The organism is Tannerella sp. (assembly GCF_030528505.1).
GTDB lineage: Bacteria > Bacteroidota > Bacteroidia > Bacteroidales > Tannerellaceae > Tannerella.
In genome coordinates, this window is sequence record NZ_JAUMYS010000016.1 from 1 (window position 1) to 25,062 (window position 25,062).

16 protein-coding genes are annotated in these 25,062 nt (G+C 47.8%); 12 read left to right on the forward strand and 4 right to left on the reverse strand.

Annotated elements, in window-relative coordinates:
• Positions 1–512 precede the first annotated feature (512 nt).
• The 7 genes from Q4A89_RS03835 (at position 513) to Q4A89_RS03865 (ending at position 14,042) form a co-directional block, all read left to right on the forward strand.
• Positions 513–1,055 (forward strand): RNA polymerase sigma factor, encoded by a 543-nt coding sequence (locus tag Q4A89_RS03835; protein WP_303183921.1) that lies wholly within the window; start codon positions 513–515, stop codon positions 1,053–1,055.
• Positions 1,052–1,621 (forward strand): hypothetical protein, encoded by a 570-nt coding sequence (locus tag Q4A89_RS03840; RefSeq protein WP_303183923.1) that lies wholly within the window; start codon positions 1,052–1,054, stop codon positions 1,619–1,621. Before Q4A89_RS03835 ends, Q4A89_RS03840 begins: the two co-directional genes overlap by 4 nt.
• Positions 1,618–2,589, forward strand: a complete 972-nt coding sequence (locus Q4A89_RS03845) for a hypothetical protein (RefSeq protein ID WP_303183925.1) — start codon at positions 1,618–1,620, stop codon at positions 2,587–2,589. The genes Q4A89_RS03840 and Q4A89_RS03845 overlap by 4 nt, the downstream gene beginning before the upstream one ends.
• An 868-nt stretch (positions 2,590–3,457) precedes the next feature.
• Positions 3,458–9,244 (forward strand): hypothetical protein, encoded by a 5,787-nt coding sequence (locus Q4A89_RS03850; RefSeq protein ID WP_303183927.1) that lies wholly within the window; start codon positions 3,458–3,460, stop codon positions 9,242–9,244.
• A gap of 329 nt (positions 9,245–9,573) precedes the next feature.
• Positions 9,574–12,345 (forward strand): S9 family peptidase, encoded by a 2,772-nt coding sequence (locus Q4A89_RS03855; protein WP_303183928.1) that lies wholly within the window; start codon positions 9,574–9,576, stop codon positions 12,343–12,345.
• 73 nt (positions 12,346–12,418) lie between these two features.
• Positions 12,419–12,997 carry an RNA polymerase sigma-70 factor gene (locus Q4A89_RS03860; protein WP_303183930.1) on the forward strand — a complete coding sequence of 193 codons (579 nt, stop codon included), beginning with the start codon at positions 12,419–12,421 and terminating at the stop codon, positions 12,995–12,997.
• A 73-nt stretch (positions 12,998–13,070) separates the two neighbouring features.
• Positions 13,071–14,042 (forward strand): FecR family protein, encoded by a 972-nt coding sequence (locus Q4A89_RS03865; RefSeq protein ID WP_303183932.1) that lies wholly within the window; start codon positions 13,071–13,073, stop codon positions 14,040–14,042.
• 28 nt (positions 14,043–14,070) lie between these two features.
• On the opposite strand, the gene Q4A89_RS03870 is transcribed toward Q4A89_RS03865, so the two are convergent.
• Positions 14,071–16,662 (reverse strand): TonB-dependent receptor, encoded by a 2,592-nt coding sequence (locus tag Q4A89_RS03870; RefSeq protein WP_303183933.1) that lies wholly within the window; start codon positions 16,660–16,662, stop codon positions 14,071–14,073.
• 11 nt (positions 16,663–16,673) lie between these two features.
• Entirely contained in the window at positions 16,674–17,558 is an 885-nt protein-coding gene (locus tag Q4A89_RS03875) for a GLPGLI family protein (protein ID WP_303183935.1), read from the reverse strand.
• Positions 17,559–17,731: 173 nt separating this feature from the next.
• Between Q4A89_RS03875 and Q4A89_RS03880 the strand changes: the two genes are divergently transcribed.
• From Q4A89_RS03880 to Q4A89_RS03900, 5 genes are all read left to right on the forward strand, one after another.
• Entirely contained in the window at positions 17,732–19,189 is a 1,458-nt protein-coding gene (locus Q4A89_RS03880) for a sensor histidine kinase KdpD (protein ID WP_303183937.1), read from the forward strand.
• The gene (locus Q4A89_RS03885) at positions 19,186–19,869 is read left to right on the forward strand and encodes a response regulator transcription factor (RefSeq protein WP_303183939.1); all 684 of its coding nucleotides are present in this window, start codon (positions 19,186–19,188) and stop codon (positions 19,867–19,869) included. Before Q4A89_RS03880 ends, Q4A89_RS03885 begins: the two co-directional genes overlap by 4 nt.
• Positions 19,870–20,287: 418 nt before the next feature.
• Positions 20,288–20,935, forward strand: a complete 648-nt coding sequence (locus Q4A89_RS03890) for a transposase (RefSeq protein ID WP_303183941.1) — start codon at positions 20,288–20,290, stop codon at positions 20,933–20,935.
• Positions 20,936–20,955: 20 nt separating this feature from the next.
• A complete protein-coding gene (locus tag Q4A89_RS03895; protein WP_303183942.1) occupies positions 20,956–21,603 on the forward strand; it encodes a transposase in 648 nt (215 codons plus the stop codon).
• A gap of 211 nt (positions 21,604–21,814) precedes the next feature.
• Positions 21,815–22,249 (forward strand): phosphohydrolase, encoded by a 435-nt coding sequence (locus tag Q4A89_RS03900; protein WP_303183943.1) that lies wholly within the window; start codon positions 21,815–21,817, stop codon positions 22,247–22,249.
• A 124-nt stretch (positions 22,250–22,373) separates the two neighbouring features.
• On the opposite strand, the gene Q4A89_RS03905 is transcribed toward Q4A89_RS03900, so the two are convergent.
• On the reverse strand, positions 22,374–22,697 hold the full coding sequence (locus Q4A89_RS03905; protein ID WP_303183945.1) for a heavy-metal-associated domain-containing protein: 324 nt from the start codon (positions 22,695–22,697) through the stop codon (positions 22,374–22,376).
• 30 nt (positions 22,698–22,727) lie between these two features.
• Positions 22,728–24,941, reverse strand: coding sequence for a TonB-dependent siderophore receptor (locus Q4A89_RS03910; RefSeq protein ID WP_303183947.1), 2,214 nt, complete (start codon positions 24,939–24,941; stop codon positions 22,728–22,730).
• Positions 24,942–25,062 lie beyond the last annotated feature (121 nt).

Consider the following 25,062-nt stretch of genomic DNA (forward strand, 5'->3'; position numbering starts at 1 on the left):
AAAAGCCCTGAAAGGGCGCCTTAATTCAGCCCAATGCGAAGCGTTGGGGAAAAAGTCGCATCTCGGCGGAGGGCTGTAAGCCTGAATTATAATTGTTAATTGTTAATTGTCATGCGTGGTACATGATTCGGCATGTACCCGGAAAATAACCATTGACAACTGACAATTGACAATTAACAATTAAACAAAAGCCCTGAAAGGGCGCCTTAATTCAGCCCAATGCGAAGCGTTGGGGAAAAGTCGCATCTCGGCGGAGGGCTGAAAGCCTGAATTATATTAATTGTTAACGGTTAATTGTCAGTGGTTATGCATGGTACCCGCCGAATCATGTACCCGGCATGACAATTAACCATTGACAATTGACAATTAAATAATGGTACACGCCGAAGAGTGTATCGCGTAATTTGGATGCAACAAAACAGGATGCGGTCGAACTCGAAATACCGTATTTTTTCTACCTTCGTTGTAGCAAATCGCCCTTGGCCTCGTTATAAGGATGAACAGTCAAACGAATGGATAACGAATACAAAAACCTCATCGATGGCGTGCGAAGACGCGAACAACAAGCGCAGATGGCTTTCTACGACCGCTTCTTCCGCCCGGTTTATCAGAGCGCCGCGGCCGTTGTCGGCAATCGCGACGAAGCCGAAGAGATCATGCAGGACACCTTGCTGAAAATCTTCGTCCGTCCCGAACTGCTCAACGACGACGCGCAGGCGATGGAACGCATCCTGCGGCGGATCGCAACCAACGCGGCCATCGACATGGTACGGAGGCAGAAAAACTTTTACGCCTCGATCGACGAAGAGCAGCTGACGGAACCAGCCGACGAAGACGAGCCGGCCGACGAACAGCCCGGTATCGATGAAATACGCACTGGTATCGGACGCTTACCCGCCGGCTACCGGAGCATCCTCAGCCTGCGCTTGTTCGGCGATATGAGCTTTGCCGATATCGCCGCGAGGCTGCAACTCAACCCCTCGACCGTACGCGTCCAGTACACGAGAGGATTGTCCCGATTACGTAACGTATTGCATCAGAAGAAACAGATATGAACAAGAAAAAGAATAGATTAGAACATACAATCAAAACGCATTCGCACGAAATTTTCGCGTGTGGTGAACCAAAAGACGGACACCGCGAACGCTTTGCCCGCCGACTCGAAGCGTTGCACGCCGCAACGACATCGGAAGTCGGGACGGATACACACGTAACGCACGAAACGAAAGCGAACAACCGGCGGAATCGCGTGTTGCGCATCCTGACGGGCGTCGTCACAACGGCTGCCGCCGTAATGGCCGGCATCTGGCTGTTCACCTCACGACCGGAGACGACCGCACCGCTCTCGTCGGAAGACTCGCCGGCCGATGTGCAGAACCATTACGCCATGCTGTTTGAAAACGAACTGGAAACGACCAAACAAATGCTTAGCCCGATGGACGGAAACGAACGCGCCAAAGTCCTCGAAGAATTAGAGACGATGGAAGCCGAACAGATGCCGGACGTTCAGATGACCGACGAGCATAAAATTACGTTGATCGTCAGCGTCTATTCGTCCAGAATTAACGCTTTGCAGCAAATACAAATGAATTTAATAACTCATCAAATAAAAACATCATGAAGAAGATTCTGTTTATTTTAGCCATCACCTTGTTGGCAACCGGAGCCTTCGCCGCACGGAAAGAGTATAAAAGAGAAATTGTCAAGGAATTTTCCGTCGGCGACAATCCTGTTCTCTCGATCGAAAATAAATACGGCAACATCCGGATCATCGAAGGAACGAACCGCAAAATCACGTTCAAGATCGAAATCAGAGGCGAAGGACGCACCGAAGAAGCCGCCCGAAAATATGCCGAGAGCGTGTCGGTCGATTTCTCCCACAGCGGCAATCGGGTTTCGGCCCATACCAAATTCGAACCGATCAACTGCAACAACTGCGGGCGTTCGGTACATTATACCGTCACCGCCCCCAAAAGCGTCATTCCGCTGCTGGAAAACAAGTACGGGAATATTTACCTCGATAACCTCACGCAACCGCTCACCGTCGAACTCAAATACGGAAATCTTTTCGCAAACGCCGTTCATAAGGCGACGATCGACATCAGTTACGGCAACGTGACGATGAACAAATGCAACAATCTTTCCGTCGAAAGCAAATATTCCGGCATCAAAATCGACGAAGCCCAGCAGGTTGTGGCCGATTCGAAGTATGATCATTACCGGATCGAATCGGTGACCGACTTCGAAATCGAAACGGGCTACACCGACGTGCGAATCGGTAAACTGAACAAACGGCTGACAGCCGATCGGTTGCGATACGGCGGACTGAAAATCGCCGAAGTGGCGAACGACTTTTCGGAAATCCGCGTCGACGCGGCATACAGCAATGTAAAGATCGGACTGACCGAAGAGCATGCCTTCAAAGCCGCTCTTTATACCAACTACGGAAAGATCGACACCGGCAACCTTACGTTCCATAACGTATCGCTGAAGAAGCAAGGGTGTATCGTCGGTACGGCCGGCAAAAGCAACAATCCGAGCGCCTCCGTCAATATTTCCGTCTCGTACGGAGGAATCGTATTGAAATAAATCGTCATACTCACCGACCGATAAGCTAATCACTCCTTTCCTTTACACATTTCGATACGTACCCTTAAGCTTTCGGGAGGTTATCATTAAGGTTTTGGATACGTATCTTCAACTTGTCTCACAGTTGTGTTCCGACTGGATCACAATTGTGGGACAATTGGATCACAACTGTCGTTCAATTGGCACACAGTTGTCGTTTAAATTAATCGATGTGGCCCGTAGGCTTAATGTCGTTATCGGAAGGCTTAATGTTCGGGATTCCTCCCGTTACGTGTCGAGCGAAAACCAGCAGCCGGACGTTGGTTCGGCCGACATACAACGTCGGTAGGGCTGATCGAAAATGGCCGAAGCGGACCCGGATAAACACATCATTCGTTTCTATTTTTGCACTTTTTTTTCTAAAAACATCTCCATTACAAAAAAATGATTACCTTTGCACCACTATTTAATGCATAAACATGAAAAAGATGGTTTCACATCACGGGACTAAACTTTCTTCACGAAATAAGACGGAGGAGAAAGAATTTTTCCATATCTGTATGGAAAAATCGGTCTTCCCAGCCGGCTCGTATGCAGGGATCAATCCTTGTCGGTCGACTTCGTTGACCGAAACGCTAACGAAATTATACTTCTACCCCCCCCCCCCCATTAACATTATTTAATAAATATATTTTTCACCCTTTTTGGATATACAACTGTATTTCCAAAGATTTTGTATTTTCTTCTCTCTTTTTACACTGTCAAACACCATCTCAATTTCAGATGGCCAATTTCAGCCACTCTCTTGTTCGTCACCAAGCATTTGTAACAGCAATACTGACAGACAATATACACCATACTATTTTATAAACTATAAACAACAAGAAAAATGAAAAAAAAGTACAAATGGAGTCATTCCCATCATTTATCAACTCTGCTTAGGGGAATACTGATTCTCTTATGCTTGCTCGGTGCAATTTGGTCAGCACATGCACAAACGGTTCGGATAGCCGACGGCTATCCGAAAATCGTCGGCAGTAACCGACTGGTAGCCTATGGCGAGCCGCTTACCATTGCCTATCGATTCACTCCACAGGGTAGTGCACTGACCGATTCGAAAGTGAAGATCACCTTGCCGAACGATGTGGAAGTAGAAAATTTTTCCGCACCTATAGGCGGAATTACATTCACTAAAACGCAAAACGGGCAGGAGGTTACACTCAGCGGAGGAACCATAGCCCAAAACCACGAAGTAGAGGTTCAGTTCAAGGTGAAAACCACGGGCTGCATCAATCCCGGTGTCGTTACCTTTCAATTAGCCGTGCTGAGTGGCATAAACTCCAAAGCGAGCAACAGCGTTACTGCCAATGCCGTACGCCCCATTCTGCAGATCGGGTTGCCTGCCGGTGGAGACAATATAGACTTCGGCGGGACACCGACAACCCCCAAAACAGTTACCGTTTACCTGAAAACGGCTTCGGCCGACAAAGCCTCGTCGGCTCAGGTGACGTTCACCGTCAGCACGTCGGAAATCACTCTCTCCAACTTCAAACTCAACACCACGGCGATCAGTGCCGTTGCTGCCACTTTGCCCGATGGACGACGCACCTACACGCTCACCTTCGCTTCGCCTGCCAACATGGGGGGAAGTATGATCGACCAGACCGACAGCAAGAAGATCACCTTCAATGCCGTAGGAACCCCTTCTATCTGCGGATTCCAGCACATCAAAGCCATGGCGCGCTTCCCTGCCGGCGGAACGGCGTGCCATACTTCGTCCGAACAGCAGATTACGCTTGCCATGGGCGGAACAAGCGGCGTTCCGACACTTACCGTCAACAGCTGCAACTACGTAACGGCCAATAACAGCAGCGCCTCGGTAATACATCCCAATAACGTACCTAAAAACGGAACACTCACGTGGGTCAGAACAGTTTTAACCAATACCGGCACTACTGCCATACGCTCTTTCAACATTGTGAATTGTTCTACTCCTGCTTTTTACAATTGCATCGATACCTCCAAGATATATATCCAGATCGGCAGCGGCCCTCTCAAAAGAATTTATCCCAATAAAAGAGAAACATACGGTTTCAACCCGCCCAGACAACTGAAACCTGCATACTCTCGTATGGTGAGTAGTTTCAACAATATGACCATACACGAGGTCATACCGCCCGGAACAACCGTGACTCTCTACATGGCCACTCATAACGGCGATATATTCGACCTGCCAGCCACCAACCGTCCGGGTCCGAGCCTGAATGGACCTTTCGGTTTTACCTGTAATTCGTTCTCAATTTTAATCGGCAACATCAAAGGTTTTTGCGCCGAGAACACAGCCAAATTGAGTGGAAGGACAGCCCCCGAACTAGCCCTTCCGGCCCATACAGACAGACTCCCTTTGCCCAAACAGATATTCAAAGGGCAACAGACGTTTACCGGCAAGACACACGTACATCTCGGACAGATCGATCAGGCAGATGCCGTGTTTACAGTAGAGACTCCTGCATGGCTGACGATCGAGGATATGAAAATCACGCCAAACGAAGATGGCACGGGCACCTTCCCGGCGGCCCTGTCTTTCACCCCCACCATCCATTCGCCCCAAAAACGATCCATCAAAATCCGGGCGACCGGCACCGTCAGCAATCCGGGCAACTTCCGCGGCTATCTGCATGTCACGTATAAATCGGCCCCCTGCGGCGCGGTAAATAAAGAGGATACCGTTCGTTGGACAACCGATCAGGTGTGGAGCGACGCGACGCTTCCGAATACGACCTTGCTCAAACAGCCGGTTGCGCATATCTGCAAGCAGGAGGGCATCGGGATGGATACGTTTTATCTCAAACGCCACACGGATTACATCGGATACAAGGACACAAACAACGACGGCGATCCCGACAATGGTACTCAGAAACTGCCCGATGCAGATGTAGACCATACGCGTTTTGCTACCGACGACCACGGCTCGTTCCATTGGAAAGGACAGGTAGAAGCAGGCAGCACTGCTTACGAATACCTTTATCTGCCGATGGAGGGAAACATGGCGGTCGGAGCAGGACCCGGAAAATATTTTATCCCGAACACGTCGGCATTCGAAGTCAAAGTAAACGGCACTGCAGTGTCCGGCATTGATTTGAAACACCAACCGATGACCGGAAACAAAAGCTACTTCATACTTCGAAACCCAACCAAATTCCCTGCCGGAGCCACAGTCGAAATCAAAATTGATTTTACCGTGAATCGGCCGGCAGGAAACTTTTACACTAAAACCGATGGTATCCTCTCGACCCTTTTTAAGGTGAGCGAAACCTCACTGGCCGATCCATTCACACAAGGAAAAGGAGCCGACAATGCACAGGTACTTCCCATAAAGATCCATTATGTACGAGTAGGCTCACTTGGCACAGAGGGAGGTGCTCCGACGGTCAAATTCGAAACCCGGGCCTCTAAAACGGTAACTTTCGACCCCGTAGTCGGAGGCCAGGTAGCAATAGCCCCATTCGTAAACGAGGCACGTTACTTTTACTATCTGAAAAAGATCACCTACGAATTGCCGCCGGGCTATACGATGGACGATCAGATTACGGTAAGCAAACACGGAGTACCGGCACTCGGTTCCAAGACGCTGAACTCCGAACCGGGCTCTACCCCCAGCCGGAGAACATACGACTTCTCACAGCTGTTCCAAACAACCAATCCCACCGGTCCGCTGGGAGGCGGCAAGTGGCGGCTCTGGAAAGATAGCTGGACCCTGAATCCGGAGATAACCCTGAAGATTAATCCGTCATTTGTACGGAAAGATACGTCTGCTGTGACGATTACGCGAATCTTCCATAACCTCCGTACCGGACAGGACGAAGAAAAGAAGTCTACACGTTATCCACTGCTGATCTGGGATTCCAAGGCGAACTTCTCCATCGATGCGCCGCCACCTTACGAAGTGATCTCTTACGGCCCCTATACGACCGGCCCGCGACTGAAACTGGAGAACAAAACCACCGACGCGCTCAATGACGTATGGTTCTATTTCAGCGGCAAACTGAAAGATGTTCAACTGATCCCGACCGGTTCGGGTACTCCTCACGCGGGCCAGAACATTAACGATCCGAACGGCGGTTGCTGGGTAAAAGTCAATGATCTGGCATCCAATGATACCCGTTTCTATACCCCGGTTTATACCAGCATGGTGACCGTATGCCCCTACGATTCCGTGACGGTATATGCCTGCTCGGGCTTCGGCGCATCGTGGGCACCCAACACAACGCTCCCGCTGAATCCCAACGACGATCATATCATCGATAAACGGGTCTTCCGTATCAAACCTTCAACAAGTGCGACGATCGATGCCGCTATCGTCAGCGATCGCGACAGCATCAAAGCCAGCCCGAACGACGCTTCCAATGCCTATACGATTACGGCTTCTCTGAACTCCAACGCCTCCGACGGGATGGTGAAAGAAGTAGAAATGGAGCTGACCGTACCCATCGGGCAAGTTTACGTGCCGGGCAGTGCCGAGATCGAATATCCGGTGGGCACAAGCACCCCACTTCCGGCTGGTTCGGCAATGGAGCAACTGCTGGTCAATCGGTTTGGACCCGCATCCGACGATCATACGGAGCGTTCCGCACGCCTGCAAGTAAATACGACCGGCATACCCGCACTGGGTGCAAACCTGATTCTGCCGGGTACGCAGGGTAATCCGCCTGCCGCCGACCTCGCAAAACGCAAAGTACAGATCCGGATGAAATTCCGTGCCTTGTGTTCGACGGAGATATTCAAAAAGATCGTATTCAAAGGAACCATGTATGCCCAAAATATCTGTGGCGACCCTGCTAACGGCAACGGGCAAGCGTTTATATCGGGAGCGTACAAACCAGATATAAACTATGACTACGATTTCGAGACGCAGATAGCCCCCAAATCGGCCGGATCGCCCCATGTATCGTTTGCCTTTAACGAAGGCCACAGACGTGATACGCTTCAGCTCGAAATCAAGAGACATTACGGAGCATCTCAGTCGATGAAAGCAAACGATTACCTGGAAGTTCTATTACCGGATGTACTCGACATCGATAGCGCTTATTTCCGGTACAAAGGCGTTTCCGGCTCGTTGGCAACTCTTGACCGGCGCGACTCCGTTGCCGCAAACACTGTCACCTCCGGCGTGCGCACGCTGAAACTTCCTTTCCCGATTACGGAGTACAACAACGATGCCACGAAAGGACACAATTCCGTCATCCACTGTTATGTTCCATTGATATATACGCCTAACGGACAGGATCGTGCAGCCAATCCCGTAGATTCGATACAAGCCTCCATACAGAGCACGGTAACATTCAAGGGCGGCTGTCCCGATCAGCCGATGAAGCTCGGCCGGAAGACCCAAAAAGCAGCCCTCTTCACCGCTGTGGAATGGCCACACATCGCATGGATCGGTGACACGGCAAGGTTCGAGATTACCAGTCGTAGTTTTGATGGCAAATGGTACAACGAAAAAACAGGCGGAGCTGTTACAAGCAGCAGTAACCCATGGATCAATGTCCCTACCGATACGGCTATGGTAGGAGATACGGTCTTCTACTTTACCCCCGTAATCAATGGTACGGAATACGGAAACGGTAGCCTCCGTCTCCCTTACCGTGTCCGGATATGGCTGCGCCCATGGTTTATCAAAAATCTGGACACGATGAAGTATATCTGCACTTCGCACGATACGCTCTTTGTCAAGGCCGGAGGGATGGATGTGAGCTACAGGTGGTATAAAGACGGTGATTCCATTGCCGGAGCAAGAGACACATTCCTTGTAGTCAGACAATCCGGCAGCTATCACGTAATGGTTAACGACACCGTAACTCCACCCAATATCATCAGCTCCGATACGATGAACGTCTATTTCCGTGAATTCCCGGTTATAACGGAAGAACTAAAAGCACCTATTCGAAACTGTGAAAGAAGAAGTTATGATCTGACTGTCGGAGTCCGGGGGCATCACCTGCTGTATCAATGGTACAGGAACGGATTACCCATACCCGGAGCTAACCAAAGAAGTTATCGGGCTTTAGCCAAAGATTCTTCCGCTTTCTACCGGGTTACGGTCAAAAATCTCTGTGGCGACAGCATATCCAGCAAGCAGTGCTACATCAGCTTCTGTGACGAGAAAATAAGCGGAATAGGACGGTATATCCAACTGATTGTGCCAAATACGGCAGAAACTACTCCTTCGGCTAACGGCATGCTGTATGTAAGCAGTCGGCAGGATTTTATCTTTACCGTAAAAGCAAAAAAAGGATACAGTCTAAAATATCTTGACGTCACCACCGACAATCCGATATGGACAGAGTTTAGTGGAGGTATTGAACGCACCATGCTCTCTGACAGCGTGATGCAGATACGCGTACGAACCGTAACGAGCAATCTGAAAGTAATCGTATCGGGGATTACACCACTTGCCAACAAGCCTGTAATAGACAACATAAAAAAGGTCTGGAGCTATAAAGGTAAATTGTACATACAGACAGAACGTAACGAAGCAATGTATATTTATACTGCGATGGGACAACTGTATAAACGTGAAGAAGTACAAGCCGGACTTACCACTTACGATTTCGAAAGCGGGTACTATGTCATTCGATTTGCCGATGGGCATTCGTATAAAGTCTTTGTCGAATAAGTCTAACATTTTTGCAGAATAATATCTATTCGAAAGGGTATCTGGCAAACCGTATTAGCAAGGTGTCAGTACCCTTTTTCTTTTTATCAGATTATTTCTTTTATAAGACTTACCAACCACACACGATATCAAAAAAAGAGATTCCGTTATCATATCCCCTCTTTTTAACCGATTTTATTTGTCTGTTTGAATATTCGCATCAACTTTGCATCCGTTTACGGCATTTTCTTTTATCTCCAATACGACCCGCCTGCATCAAATCGTTTTTTATTCCGAAAAATAACCTACTTTTGTAACCCAAAAATCAAACATAAAAAACAACGTATACTATGAAACAAAAAATTCTCTCTACTTGTCTGTTTTTACTTCTGGCAACGGCTTCGTATGCCCAAAAGAAACCCCTTGATCATTCGGTCTATGACGGCTGGAAAAGTCTTTCGAACATCCATATCAGCCACGACGGGAAAATCCTGACGGCGCTGATCCGGCCGCAGGAAGGCGACACCACACTGTGGATTCATGATCTGACTAAAAACCGGACGCTTACCGTCGAACGGGTCAAGACGTATGCCGTCTCGCCCGAGGGCACATTCACGGTAGGGCTTGTCAAAGCGCCCTTTGCCATACGACGCGAGGCTCGGATCAAAAAGAAAAAACCGGAAGACCAGCCCAAGGATTCGCTGGTGATCGTCGACAACCGGACATTCGCACTGCAAAAGGTGGCAGGAATAAAATCCTTCAAGGCGCCCGAAGAGATAGCCCGCCATATTGCGTATACCGTTACGGCGCCGAAAGATACGGCCAAGAAAGAGAAGAAAGAAAAAGAACTGCTGATTCTCCGCAACCTGATTACGCAACACGAAGATACGATTCACGACGCCAAAAACCATCTCTTCAATAAATACGGGAATGCTTTTGCGGTGAACACCGAGCCGGACAAAAAAGACTCGACAAAGAGACCCGAAGTGCTTCTCTTCGATCTGAAAAACAGCGTACGCCGAACTATCTCGAATGAAAAGGCCGAATACAAATCGTTCGTGTTCGACGAGCCGGGAGAACAACTCGTTTATCTAGCCACAACAGATACGTCGAAGATTGAGCAGAAATCGTTCGACGTGCGCTATTTCAAAAAAGGCGCCGACTCGGCGGTCGTGCTCGCCGGAAAGAACGTGTCGGGACTGCCCGTAGGGTGGATCTTCAACGAGTTTTCAGCCCCGCGTTTCAGTAAGGACGGGGAACGGATTGTAATCGGAGCGGCACCGAAGCAGGCACCCAAAGACACGACGATCGTCGACTTCGAAATGGCGAAACTCGATATCTGGCATTGGCAAGACCCGCTTATCCAGCCGCAGCAGCTTATCGAACTGAAACAAGAACAGAACCGTACTTATATGGGTGTCATCGACCCGAAAAAACCGGGAGCTTTTCTTTCTGTAGCAACGGAAGAAATGCCTTTCTGTAGCATCGCCAACGAGAACAACGGCCGCTTTGCTCTTCTCGGGTCCGACCGACCTTACCGGCTGGAAACGCAGTGGGATATCTCACCCCGGGTCGATGCGTGGACATACGATCTCGAAACCGGGCATCTGCAACCTGTGGCACGCGCCATGGGCGGCCGTCCGGAACTCTCCCCCCAGGGAAATTATACGATCTGGTGGGACGCCGCTCAACGCCACTGGTTTGCGTTCGACAACCACTCCCGCACGACCGTTAATCTGACGAAAGACCTCGGTGTCCATTTCTGGAACGAAGAACACGATACCCCTTCTTTGCCCGGTTCGTACGGACTTACCGGATGGGGTGAAAACGATGAATACGTGTTACTCAACGATGCGTTCGATATCTGGAAAATCGACCCGAAAGGCATCAAAAAACCGGAAAACTTCACGCTCGGGAAAGGACGCAGCGACTCCCTCGTACTGCGCTACGTACGTACCGACCCGGAGAAACGTTTCTTCGCGCCGAACGACCAGCTGCTGCTCTCCGCATTCGATAAACGCAGCAAAGAAAACGGATTTTATACGCTGAAAACAGGACGACGTAATCTGTTGCAGAAACGGACGCTCGACACATACACATTCCCGTCGGTCGTGAAAGCCAGGAAAGCCGATGTGTTCGCTTTTCTGAAAGGCAATTTCCAGACGTCAACCGATTTGCATGTCACGAAAAGCCTCTGGAAGACGGCCGACAAGCTGACCGACATCAATCCCCAGATGCGCGATTACACGTGGGGCACGGCCGAACTGTTCGCGTGGACATCCTTCGCCGGCATCCCCTTGCAGGGAATCGTCTACAAACCCGAAGGCTTCGACCCGAATAAAAAGTATCCGGTCATGATTTACTTCTACGAGAAACATTCCGACAACTTGTACGCTCACCACACGCCTGCTCCCAGCCGTTCGATTATCAATATCCCGTTCTATGTCAGTCGCGGGTATGTGGTCTTCACGCCCGACATCCATTATACGGTAGGTCGTCCGGGTGAAGACGCCTACAACGCCATCGTTGCGGGCGCCGAGGCGCTGGCGCGGAATGCGTGGGTAGACAAAGCGAATATGGCGATTCAGGGACAGAGCTGGGGCGGCTATCAGGTTTCTTATTTAGTAACGCGCACCGATATGTTCAAGGCGGCCGGTGCAGGCGCGCCCGTATCGAACATGACGAGCGCATACGGCGGCATCCGCTGGGAATCGGGACGCAGCCGACAGTTCCAGTACGAACAGACGCAGTCGCGTATCGGTGCGACGATGCAGGACTCGCTGAACTTGTACATTGCCAACTCGCCGGTGTTCTTTGCCGACAAAGTGCGCACGCCACTGCTCATTATGCACAACGACAAAGACGGCGCGGTACCCTGGTATCAGGGTATCGAGTATTTCATGACGCTGCGGCGCATGGGCAAACCCGTATGGATGCTCCAATACAACAACGAGGCGCACAACCTCCGCGAACGCCGTAACTGCAAAGACCTCTCCATCCGTCTGCAACAGTTCTTCGACCACTACCTCAAAGGCGATCCCGCTCCGGTATGGATGACGAAAGGACTCCCGGCCACCGAGAAAGGAAAGTCGTGGGGATACGAACTGGATACGGCTAAGTAAAAGCAATACATTCGGAGGATATGCCGGAGCTTTTTGTTCCGATATATCCTCCGTTAGTCTGTAACAGAGAGGGATGTCTGTCGAAAAGCAAGAACTGATCGCCTTAAAAAATGGCTCGTGTCAAGCCTTCGAAGCCATTTACAAACGATATGCGGGAAAGCTTTACAACTTTATGATGACCCTCTCGCACGGCGACCGCTATATGGCCGAAGAAATCGTACAGTCGGTCTTTATCAAATTGTGGGAAGTGCATCGCGAAATCGATCCCGAAAAGTCAATTCTTTCTTTCCTTTCCGTGATCGCCAAAAACATGTTGATAAACAAATATCAACGACAGACGATGGAATACTTGTACCAAGAGTTCGTGCTACGTGAAGAACCTGCCTGCGACACCGTCGTGGAAAAAGAACTCGACGCCAAGTGGCTCGAACAATTTATCGATGAGCTGATCGAACAGTTGCCTCCGTCGCGCAAAAAAATCTTTATCTTGAGCCGGAAAAACGATCTATCGACCAAGCAAATCGCCGAAATCATGCAGATTTCCGTAAGTACGGTAGAAACGCAGCTATGGCTGGCAGTCAAATTCATTCGTAAACATGTTGAAAAGAACTACCATCGATTATTTCTTCTCGGCCTCATTCTGTTAATTTAGTATAATTGTATGATATCGTATTCGGGGAATCGGCACCGTCGATTGTACTGTGTATATCATCATATAAAGAAAAATGAAAAAAAACGATTATATCCGTCTATTTGAAAAATATATCCGCAACGAAGCCACGGAAGAAGAAAAAGAACGTCTCTTCGACCGGGTTCGGCACGATAAACAAATCGACCGACTGATGGAAAATCGGTTGGAGCGAGCGGCATGTGACATCGATCACGGCACGGAGAACCGGATGTACGAACGAATACGCGCGTCCATTCTGCCTGAGGATAAACAAGTACGCCTTAATCGTTCGTGGCGTAAGGCGATGCGATGGGCTGCCGTATGGATACTTCCTGTCGTATCCGCATGGACAGTCTATGTTTTCACCTCTCGTCCGGTCTCCGCCGACAAGGTCGTGGCGATCACCGCCCCTTACGGAGAGAGAGCCGAAGTGCAGCTGATGGACGGAAGCCGGGTCTGGATCAATTCCGGCTCAACGCTTACTTACGACGGTAACTTCAACCGCAACGAGCGAAGGGTCTTCCTCGAAGGAGAGGCTTATTTTGAGGTTCAAAAAGACGCGCGACGTCCTTTTGTCGTAACGGCAGGAGAAATGGATGTGCAGGCACTCGGCACAGCATTTAACGTAACGGCTTACCGCAACGACAAGTACATCTCCTCCGTGCTGTTGGAAGGAAGCGTCCGGGTGAATACCGAAGGGCAGGAACATATCCTTTCCGAAAACGAACGGATTATTTTCGACCGGACGAATCGTACATCATCGACCGGAAAAGTGTATGCGGCCGATTTCATCCAATGGAAGGAAGGCAATATTTACTTCGAAAACCGCTCGTTCGACGAGATTGCCCATACGCTCTCGCGTGTTTTCAATGTCGAAATCCAATTTGCCTCCGAAGAGCTGCGTACCGTCCGATTCTCCGGTACACTGGGCGGAGGAAGTATCCGGAGCGCGCTCGACATCTTATCGCTGACTTCTTCGATGCGTTACGAAATGAACGGAACGACCGTAGAGTTGTACTGTAAATAACCGTTCGTGTCGGAGTCCAACGCGCTTTTTACAGCCTGATCTGAACGCTGGCCATGATGCTCCGTCCACGTATGCCATACGTGTAACTCGTTTCGTTTAACAACCCATAGTTCGCGTAGCGGTATACGCTCCGATTCAGAAGATTCATGCCTGTCAGACTGAAACCGGCACGCTTGGATATGGTCCATCTTACCGATGCATCGAGCAGAATCAGGTGAGCTGAGTTGCCGGAACTGAATCGGGTACGGTAATGTTCACCGCCGATACCGATTTGCCACGCTTTATCCGGTATAATCGTAAAGGCGAGATATTGCTTCCATACATCATAAGCGCTTTTTTCGGAAGATTCAATCGCCAGCGTATTCCTTGTATACAACAGACGATAATCCATCGACAAGCCATTGGTAAAAAAGCCTTTCAGATACGGTTGTGCAAAAGTCGTTGTCGATATGTACGGAAACTCGACATGCTGCTTCACGGATGCATTCCAAGCTCGTACATGGCCGGCATCAAGTCCCAAGGTCAGCTTGCCCGACATCAAACCTTTGCTTACGCTGCCGTTTACCACTAAATTCCTACTCTCATTCTTGATCGGAACGAACGAGTGAACGATATAATCCTTCATAAACAATTGACTCCTCATCGATGGATGACGATTCCATTCCAGTTTACCCATCCCGTGAAAGAACAACAAAGTAATGGGATTCCGATATCTGAAGTGCAAGGTTGCCGCACGTTCTTCTCTGCGTTCGGGAACATCTTCGGGCACCGTTAAATTTCGAGAATCATTCATCACAACATTCCGGAAATGTATATCCGCTTTAGGCGGGGGCAGGGAATACTTGAGTTGTGCCGCTATATCCATCTTCGCGCTGATTTGATGACGGAGATAAAATGAAGGAGTCAGGGAAACATAATGCTTTGTCAGATTTTCACCGGTCAGCTTATTTCGGATATGATGCAAATGATAGATCACAGGAACAGATAAGGTAAACGACCATCTGTTGGGTTGATACGAAACGTCCGGTGAGAGGTAGGTCTTCAACAAGGAGAAACCCGTCTCGTTCCGTGTCGGATAAGCAAGCGCGATTCCGTGCAAATCTGCGTCTATGTTATGATGATTCATATCTATTCCTGCACGGGCAGATACCTTCCATCGGTTGAACAGCCAACCGTAACGAGCCTCCGTAAGGGAGCGAAAATCTGCAATCTTCACTTCCTGTACGACGGAATAGTCAGCCGTTACATGCAAAGATTGAGGTTTATACACATAGCTGTTTCGTGACGAAAGCGTGAGTAAACGATTATCTAACCGCCTGACTGTCTGCCAATCGTTCGCAGCTTGAAAAGACGGCGTCTCGGCCTTTTGCAAAAGAGAACGTGTACCGCCTATCGTCGAATTCGCCTGATCCCAATCCGCATCGACGTAGAGATTGTTTTTCAGGAACCATGCAGGACGATTGACCTGCAACGCCCAATGCCCGCCCAAACGGTGTGCCTGCGTCCGCATCGTCTTTCGCTCTATGAAAGGCGGAATCTTTTCATCAAAATAATGCGTTTCATACGCGGTCAGATAATCCAGTCTGTTCCCTTCGTATGTCAGATTGAATTTCAAATCTTTGCCTTTGCCTGTATGCCACGAGTTCGAGGTATGGGCAAGTATGGAAAAATTGTCGCGGGTTCTCTGCTCGTCGATCGGTGAGGACGGCTGACCGACTGTGATATGATCGTCCCAGAGCTGATCGACATCCTCATTGCCCAAAATGCGGCTTTCAATCTGCCGCCGGCTTTGCGAAGCCGGATTCCATCCGGTACGGTTGACACGAACCGTCTCCATACTCTGCCACTTGCCGGCGATACGCATGGCAAACGCGGACGCATCGTATAAAAACGGCGACATTCCTACGCCTCCATGAAGTATGGCGATCCATTGACGACGCGCTTCTTCTTTCAATTTTATATTCAGTCCTGCCTGCCGGGAAAATTCCAATCCCTTCAATACCTGAACGGGCTGATGATTCTCCAGAACGTCGACACTCGCCACATCCGAAGGGGAGATATTTTCGGTTGCCAATCCGTAACGACCATCCATAAAATCGGAACCATCGATATAGAATTTATTAATCGGCTCACCCTGGTATTTGATCTGCCCGTTCTCTTCCACTTTTATACCCGGCAGGCGTTTCAGCACATCCGCAAGATGCTTGTCCGCGGGTGTGGCATACTTGCTCATATAGTAGGTCAGCGTATCGCTTCGCTGCTCTATGTCCGGTGCCCTGACGATCACATCGTTAAGCCGCGTCGGCCGGGGGATGAGATATACGGTCAGAGGCGAAGATAACACACCCAACTTAATGGTTTGAGGAGCATAACTCATACATTGAAACCTTAAAGACAAGTCCGGGACAGCCATATGATATCGTATGCTGAATTCACCTTGATCATTCGTTATCGTGTATGAATCAGTGGTTCGGCCTGATCCGTCTTTAACTTGTACGATCACTCCGGCAACAGGAGATTGATCGTCCTTATCGAGCACTACTCCGCGAACTTCCTTCGTCTGACCATAGACGACAGACAGGCCGAAGAATGCAGCGAACATCGTTGTTATGATTCTCATACGAGCATTCTTTAATCCTTCCGCCAGTCTGTCTCCATATAATCGTAAGTCAATCCGCGAGGCTTAGCGAGATCGGTTCTTGTCTCTCCGTTATCCGTAACATTCACCTTGATGCCGCTGACCGTTTCGAGATAACCCAGCGGATTGATGTCGTAAGTATATTTCGTTCGATAAAATTTCACGCGTGAAGTCTTGTTATAAGGTACATCGGGCATCGTGATACGACGATCGGACTTGGAATTTATTCCCACACAGACAAAGGAATAATGGTCTTTGGCATCTCGTACCTCCATAATAAAGCCGGGGAGGCCGCCGAACTTCCAAGGGCCGTCGGCCACCGGTATTTCATCGGTATAATAAGCGATGTAGTCCCTGCCCCTGAAAAAGCATCTTGCGCTTTTACACGGATAACCCAGTATCTCTTTTGTTTCTTCCGTCATCGTCCATGCTTGCTCCGGAACCGGTTCTTCAATAAGAAACCAGTCCGTAGCGATTTTGTCTGTCGTCGTCAACTTACCCGGCGGATAGTTCTTATAGATTGAATAAGTTTTCCCTCCGATATAGCGTCTGGGATCTGCTTGTATCTGGTCGGCAGTCGATACCCGAATCAATGAATCGACCTGCATGGTGCGATAACTGGAAAACTTCGATACCCCCTGCCCCACCTGCAAGATCATGCGGTCCGTTACAACCGACGACACCTGAGTTGTATCACGCAAATACGTATAATCGAACATAAACTCCATCACGGTCTTGCCAATCTCTTTTTGTTCTGCCGACGCGGCGGAGTTGGTCGATATCTGACTACCCTCCACGCGAATCACCTGCACCTTCTGTGCATAACCTGCGACGATAGCACCGAAGCTAAGCGTCATCATCCATACCATCTTTTTCATACGTTATACATTTTGTTATCGGGTTTAACTTTTCCGCAAAACTACAAGCGATGCTCTCGCGGAAGAAAAATAATCCTTACTGTAACATTGATAATTATTACTAAATTATTACTGAAGCCGCTATTGGGTTGTTAGTCGATTCGTTCAAGCGGGAAATAGACTATTTTTGCAGTATGGAGAAGCGCATTAAAATACTGCATGGGCTAACGATAGGAGCCATTCTTGCCTTCTGCACGATGCAGGGCTATTGGCTCTACCATCGTTATTTATATACCTTGGAAATCCATGAGAACGAATTATATGAAACCGTTCTCGAAGTGATGCAAGAAGAACGGGAGATAAGAAAGCTTAAGAAAAGAACGGATATAAATATCCTGACGAATACGAGAATAACCGCATCAGCCCAGTCGGGAAAAGCAGGTATCTTAAGCACCGTATTCGATATTTATGCGGTAGATTCAAGCAAACTTGCACTGGAAAATATCAGCAAGAGAGACATCAAAGACATCATCAGTATGTATGAAACGGCCCCAACAGAGGACATCACGCATTACCATTTCGACATAACGAATCATCCTAAATATCCTAACGAATACGACGCATTGGAGCGCTTTATCATCGATTTTCGCAATCCGTTCGAAATCGCGCGCATAGATTCTCTGTTGAACGAAAGAGGAATCACAGCAAAAGCAATCCATGTGGAACGGGCCGATTCGATGGTCTGGTTACCTCTGAGATTCAATCATACTTCGACGTTCGACCCACACATCACCGTATCGTATCCCTACGACATATTCGAGAAAGAAATGGTGAACATCACGTTGCCGATCGAACTATCTCCGGTACTGTCCAACATGATGAATCTATTACTGTTATCGATCGTCCTTTCCGTTTTTCTCATCGGTTGCCTTGTGGCACAGATCGCGACGATACGGAAACAGCGCAAAGTGGAAGAATTGCGAAAAGACTTCATTCATACGATGATTCACGAACTGAAACGCCCCATATCCACCCTAAAGATGTGTATCTCTTTTATGCGTAACGACAAGCTGATGGAAGATCAAGAAAGTAAGGAGGCTGTACTTGCGGATTCCCGTCACGAACTGAATAACCTGTCGTCCTATTTCTCGAAGTTACGGGATCTTACCTTCAACGATGTAACGGAGATACCGCTCACGTTATCAGCTTTCGACTTGCGGAGTACCCTAACCGACTGTATCGAAAAACTCACCATCCCAAGCGGTAAATCAGTGACCATCCATCTCCTTTCCGACGCAAAATTGATGGTAACAGCCGATAAAATGCATCTCAGCCATATCATCAACAACCTTTTGGAGAACGCCATCAAATATTCCGGAGAAAAGGTGGAAATAAAAATCAGCTACTCCGAGAACAACCACGAATCCATCATAATCACTGTTCAGGACAATGGTTTCGGCATTTCAAAATCAGATCGCAAATACGTCTTCGACAAGTTCTTCCGTAGCCCGTCCATCACGAACAGGAAGATTCCGGGTATGGGACTGGGCCTGGCTTATGTCAGGCAATTAGTGATGGCCCATAAAGGTTCGATCGAAGTGGAAAGCGAAGAAGGCGTCGGCTCCGTTTTTACCATTAAATTACCGCAATGACAGATGCTATACAGATCTTATTAGTCGACGATGACGTAAAAAATTCCATGCTTCTGAAAAAATTTCTGGAAGTCGAGGGGTATCGTGTGACATACGCGAACAACGGCGTCGTCGGTTGGGAATTGTTTCAAACGATTCATCCCGATTTAATCTTGCTGGATGTCAATATGCCGGAGATGAATGGCTTTGAACTGGCCCGTAAAATTCGGGAGGTTAACCGGACAGTACTGATTTTCTTCCTGACAGACCGCACAGAGAAGAGCGACAGGCTGAAAGGGTTTAATCTCAAAGGAAACGATTACATTCCCAAGCCTTTCTATCCCGAAGAGCTTATCGCAAAAATCAAAGAACGTTTCGAGCATAGAACGATGGTAGTTCAGCGGCAATTCGTCATAGGAAAAACGTCGTTCGACAGCAATCGTTGTGCGGTCTCGTTTCATGGAGTCTCACACGTTTTAACCGCCAGACAAACCGATCTCCTTCTGCTGTTAGCCCAAAATATGGGAACAATGGTTGAACGTGAACATATTCTCAAAACCATCTGGGGAGACGACAGCCACGCGAATTCGTTAGCGCTGAATGTTCAGATCACCTATCTGAGAAGAATACTTGAAGACGATCGAAGTATCTCCATCATCTCTGTGAAGAAAAAGGGATATATCCTTCAGGCCGATACATAAAAGATATTAATTATATTTAATTTTCAACTTTGCATTAAAGGATTCCTTTTGTGTTTTTGTACTCTTATTAGCCATGAGCATTTGTTTGGTTTGCAAAATACTGTTTTTTTTCTTTTTTCAACCTTCGGATAAAAAGCAAAAAAAGAGGCTTCAACCGCACGATGTTAGGGGCAAAATGAAAAACAATTGTTAAACTAATTTTTTATGGAGAAAAAGCAAATTTTAAAGAAATGCTCATTAACAAGGCCCGTTATCTTTTTGCTGTTCTTGTTTATGACGAGCACTGCTTATGCACAAATTACCGTGAATCTGCAAAACAGGCCCTTACGAGAAGTATTAAACCCAGATTCCGCGATAGAAAAAATCTTATCTTTGCATTTTACAATTTCTAACGCGTAGCGATAAAGAAAAAAGCAGTATGAAGTTTGAGTTATCTTTTACCAATAAAGAGATTACGCCCTGGGGTGGAATGGTGTTTTTGAAGCAAATGTTAGACAAAATCGGGTTTCAAGAACAGGTGTCTTCTTGCCGTTCTTTACCTACCCAAAATTCTAATCGCGCTTATGATGTGGGCGTAATTTTAGAGTCTTTTATAACCAGTATTTGGTGTGGAGCCAACCGCTTTTTGCATACCGAGGTTACTCGGGCAGATAAGGCGTTGGGACATATCTTCGGTTGGAAACATACCCCCGCACAAGACGCCTACAAGCGATATTTTTCCAAATTCAACGCCAAGACCAATTTGGAAGTTGCTCGTCATTTCTTTGGTTGGTTTTTCAAGAGTTTGAATATTAACTATTTTACATTAGATATTGATTCTTCGGTAATTACTCGTTATGGGGAACAGGATGGCGCTACCAAAGGCTATAATCCCAAGAAAAAGGGCAGAAAAAGTCATCATCCCCTCATTGCATTTGTCAATGATATAAAAATGGTCGCCAATTTTTGGCTTCGTAGCGGAAACACGAATGCTTCCCATAATTTCATTGGTTTTTTGGAAGAGACTTTGGCCATGTTTGGCAACAAAAAAGTCGGCTTGGTACGACTTGACAGTGGTTTTTGTTAGAGGGAAATATATTTGACTGTTTGGAGGAAAAATCTTTACCCTATATTGTTGTAGCCCGATTTACACACCCCATTCAACACCTGATAGACAAACAGGATTTTTGGGTAAAAGTAGATGACGGTATAGAGATTTGCGACAAAACCTATCAGGCTCAATCTTGGCAAAAACCAATAAGAATCGTTATTGTAAGGCAAAAAATAGAGAAAAGACCTCAAGCGGGCGGAAAACAGCTGAGCCTTTTCCCCGAAGATGAAATCCATCGTAACTACCGGTACTCTGCCTATTTTACCAATCAAGCCTGCTCAATGGTCGATGTTTGGAGAACCTACCGTATGCGTAGGGATGCTGAGAACAGAATAAAAGAGTTGAAGCAGGATTTTGGGGCTGAAAGTTTTAATTTAAAAGACTTTTATGCAACCGAAGCAGCCTTGATCTTTTCGATGACAGCCTACAATTTAATGTCTCTGTTCCGACTATTTGTTCTTCAAGAAAAAACGCAAAAGACACTATCTACACTGCGTTACAGAACCTTTGCTATAGGAGCATATTTTGAAAGAACAGGCGATACGCTCAAACTGAAAATAGCGCTTACTAAAAAACGACGAAAATGGTTCGTCGGACTATGGGATTTCCCCATAAATCTAAACCAAAAAGTGCCTAGCGCGTAATCTGGGTTTAATAATCAGCGATATAGAAAAATTGATGTTTTATTACAGGCAAAAATATATCATTGTTTTTTAAGGATTTATCCGTTGCAACAAAGTCGTTTCACCGTCTGAAGTCCGCCACTGTACTAATCGCCCGTACCGTCAGCACTCCGCAAAAAGAAGGTATCACTTATAACTAAATAAAATACACATAAACAACAACAAATAAACGATGTCCACGATAGAAAGAGCGATAGAAATAGCGGTTGCGGCACACAAAGGTCAAAAAGACAAATCCGGAGCAGATTATATTTTACACCCGTTGCGTGTTATGGAACGGGGGAAAAGTGAAATTGAGAAGGTTTGCGGTGTGTTGCACGATGTGGTAGAAGATAGCGAATGGACATTTGAAAAGCTTGAAAAGGAAGGCTTTTCAGATGAGGTAATTGCTGTATTACGTTGTGTTACCAAAGAATCGGAAAAAGAAGATTACGACGTTTTTATCAATCGAATCGCTCAAAATCCGATAGCCGTTGAAGTTAAAATAAATGATTTGCTTGATAATATGGACATCACTCGCTTAAAAGAACTTAACGAAGAAGATGTAAAACGATTGAATAAGTACTTGAAAGCATTTTGGAAGTTGCAAAAATCAAAAAACAAGTAACAACGTAACCTTTTTATTAAGCACATTAGCGACTGCCAAAGTCACTTTGCGGTCATAAAGTTTTACCGCAGCGACTTTGGCATACGTGTCATTAATGCTCTTCCGGAATTTCTTTATCCTTCCTTCAGTTGTCTTTTTTCAAAGGGACTTCCTCAATAATCGGAGTGGCCTCTTTCCCGATCTTTTTAAATGCCTCGATTAGTTTTTCGGGATTCGTCTTCTCGGGATGATAAGTCACCGTTACCTGCTGTTTTTCGGAGTCGATTTTCAGGTTTTTCACACCTTTCTCGTAAGCGATATTTTTTTTAATGTTTTTGACGCAATGATCGCACATGATTTCTACGGAAAACGTCATCTGCGCTTCCTTTTTCTTCGCCTCTTTCTGCGCCACCGCATCACTTCCGATCAATAGCATCAAACAGCAGATCATCCATTGAATTGTTTTCATTATCTTTCTTTTTATATGGTCAATACATGATTATAAGTTCCACCGCAGACCACCGTAGACTTTGCGCCCATGCACAGGTCCCCAGACCATGGTTGCATCAAAATCGTCTCCCCACGGATCGGAAGAGGCGACGATCGGGTGCGGTTGCGTGAAGTCAAACAGGTTCTCTACTCCCACATACAACGACAACTTCTTAAACCGCTTCGTAATCTGCGCACCGACGAGCGTATAAGCATCGAACGTCGCTTCCCACAACGGCTTTTTCGCATCGGGCGTCGGAAGCGTTCCGGGCCCGTTAAACTGCGCGGTCGCATCGAACTGCCACTGGTAAACAGGCGTCCGGTATCCCGCCGTAATCAGTCCTTTATATCGGCTCGTCAACGGCTTCTCCATCAATCGACCGTTATACGTTGTGCGGGCATCCGTCCATCGCCATGCGCCACGCACATCAAGGCTCTCAAAAAATACGCAGCTCGCTTCCAGCTGAATGTTACGCGCATAGGCTCGCCCGTCGAGGTTATGAAAGCGGACGGCATGCGCATCCGTCATAACGTCGGTGACGACCTGCTGCCCAAAATCCGTCTGATAATACTCGGCCGAGAGCACCAGTTCCTTGCCCGCCAGCGAGATGTATCCCGTGATACTCGCACCCCAATTCAGGGCAGATTCCATCTTTAAATCGGGAGCAACGGACAGTTTCCTCAGGCGGTTCGAAGCGAAAAGAAAGTTGTTTTCGACAAACACATTCGCCGAGCGGTACCCTTTCCCGACTGAAGCACGCAAATGAAGTTGTTCGACAGGATTATACCGCAGATGCAACCGCGGCGTAACAAAAAAACCGTATTCATTATGATAATCGCCGCGAAGACCGGCCATGACCGTCAGATCACGCAACGGCATCCACGTATATTCCGCAAAAGCGCCGGTAACCCATTCGGTACGCAGAGGGAGAAAAGCCGCGTGAGACGCCAGATATTCCGACTGTTGCTCGGTTCGGTCCATGTTCATGCTAAGTCCCGTGCTGATTTTGTTCTTTATGTCGATATCGGTATCGAAGAGCAAATTGGCATATACATTCTGCTGCTTCAAATCATATCCGATAAGTCCGTACTCCGAATGCTGACGATGGAACGACCCGGAAAGAATCAACGCGATGCTGCGGTTCATATCAGCATCAAGCACATAGCCGTTCTTCGTGAACACCTCGCCGCGAAGCGTACGAATATCGATTTCATATAGCGGCTTTTCGGACGATATCTTTTTGCCATGTGCAGTCTGTCCGTTTTCACGTGTCTCATGCACCACCTTCATCCCTACCTGCGAGATAAAATGTTTACGCGTGTAATACCAGCGATTGAAGAAATTAAACTGTTCGAGCAGCGGGAGGTCGAGAAAACCGTCTCCATTCGCGTCATGTACTCGTTTATCCTGCGAATAGTGGGCAAACAACCCTGTCGACAGATGCTTCGACAGCCGCACCGCACCGTCGAAGTTTCCTTCCATCCGTCCCGCATCGGACGCAAACAAGTTAACTGTCAGCAGACTTGCCGTAATCGGTTTCTTGTATTCCACGTTAATTTGTCCCGTAACAGACTCATACCCGTTACGCACCGACGCGCTCCCCTTCGAGACCTGAATGCTTTCCATCCATGGACCCGGCACATAATCGAGCCCAAAGAGCGAAGCTGCCCCGCGAAAGTTCGGCACGTTCTCGGCCAGCATCTGCACGTACGTGCCGGGCAAGCCGAGAAGACGGATTTGTTTGGCTCCTGTCGCCGCGTCCGAATACGACACATCGACCGAAGCATTCGTTTCAAAACTCTCCGAGAGGTTACAACATGCCGCACGCGTCAGTTCATCGGCATTGATTCGCTCCGTCTGTAAGGTGGCAAAGCGTGGCTTCAAAGTCGACGCCGTCCGAGCCGTCACAACAACCTCGTCGACCTGCCGGCTCGCCTCTCTCAGTACAACCGACAGCACCGGGCTATTTGCCCTGACAGCAATCGTGTCCGACTCGAAACCCATGTATACAATGACGAGCGTATCCGGCGACACATGGCTTTGCAAGGTAAATGCTCCGTCGACATCGGTAGTCGCGACCGTGCGCGACCGCAACAAGTGCAGCGTCGCACCCGCCGCTTTATCTCCTCCCTCAAAAATCACCGTACCTTTCACGGTAAATTGGGCATACGTCTCAGCAGCCGCGATCAGTGCAAAAGCAGCACATATACACCTAAAAATCATATTATTTCATTATCTTAGTCCTGTTTATTCCGTTTGTTTTTTTACAAAGGAAGAAATTTTTTACCAGAAAATCGGGTATTAAATATTTTTTTGTACTTTTGCGCGACTTACAACTCATTAA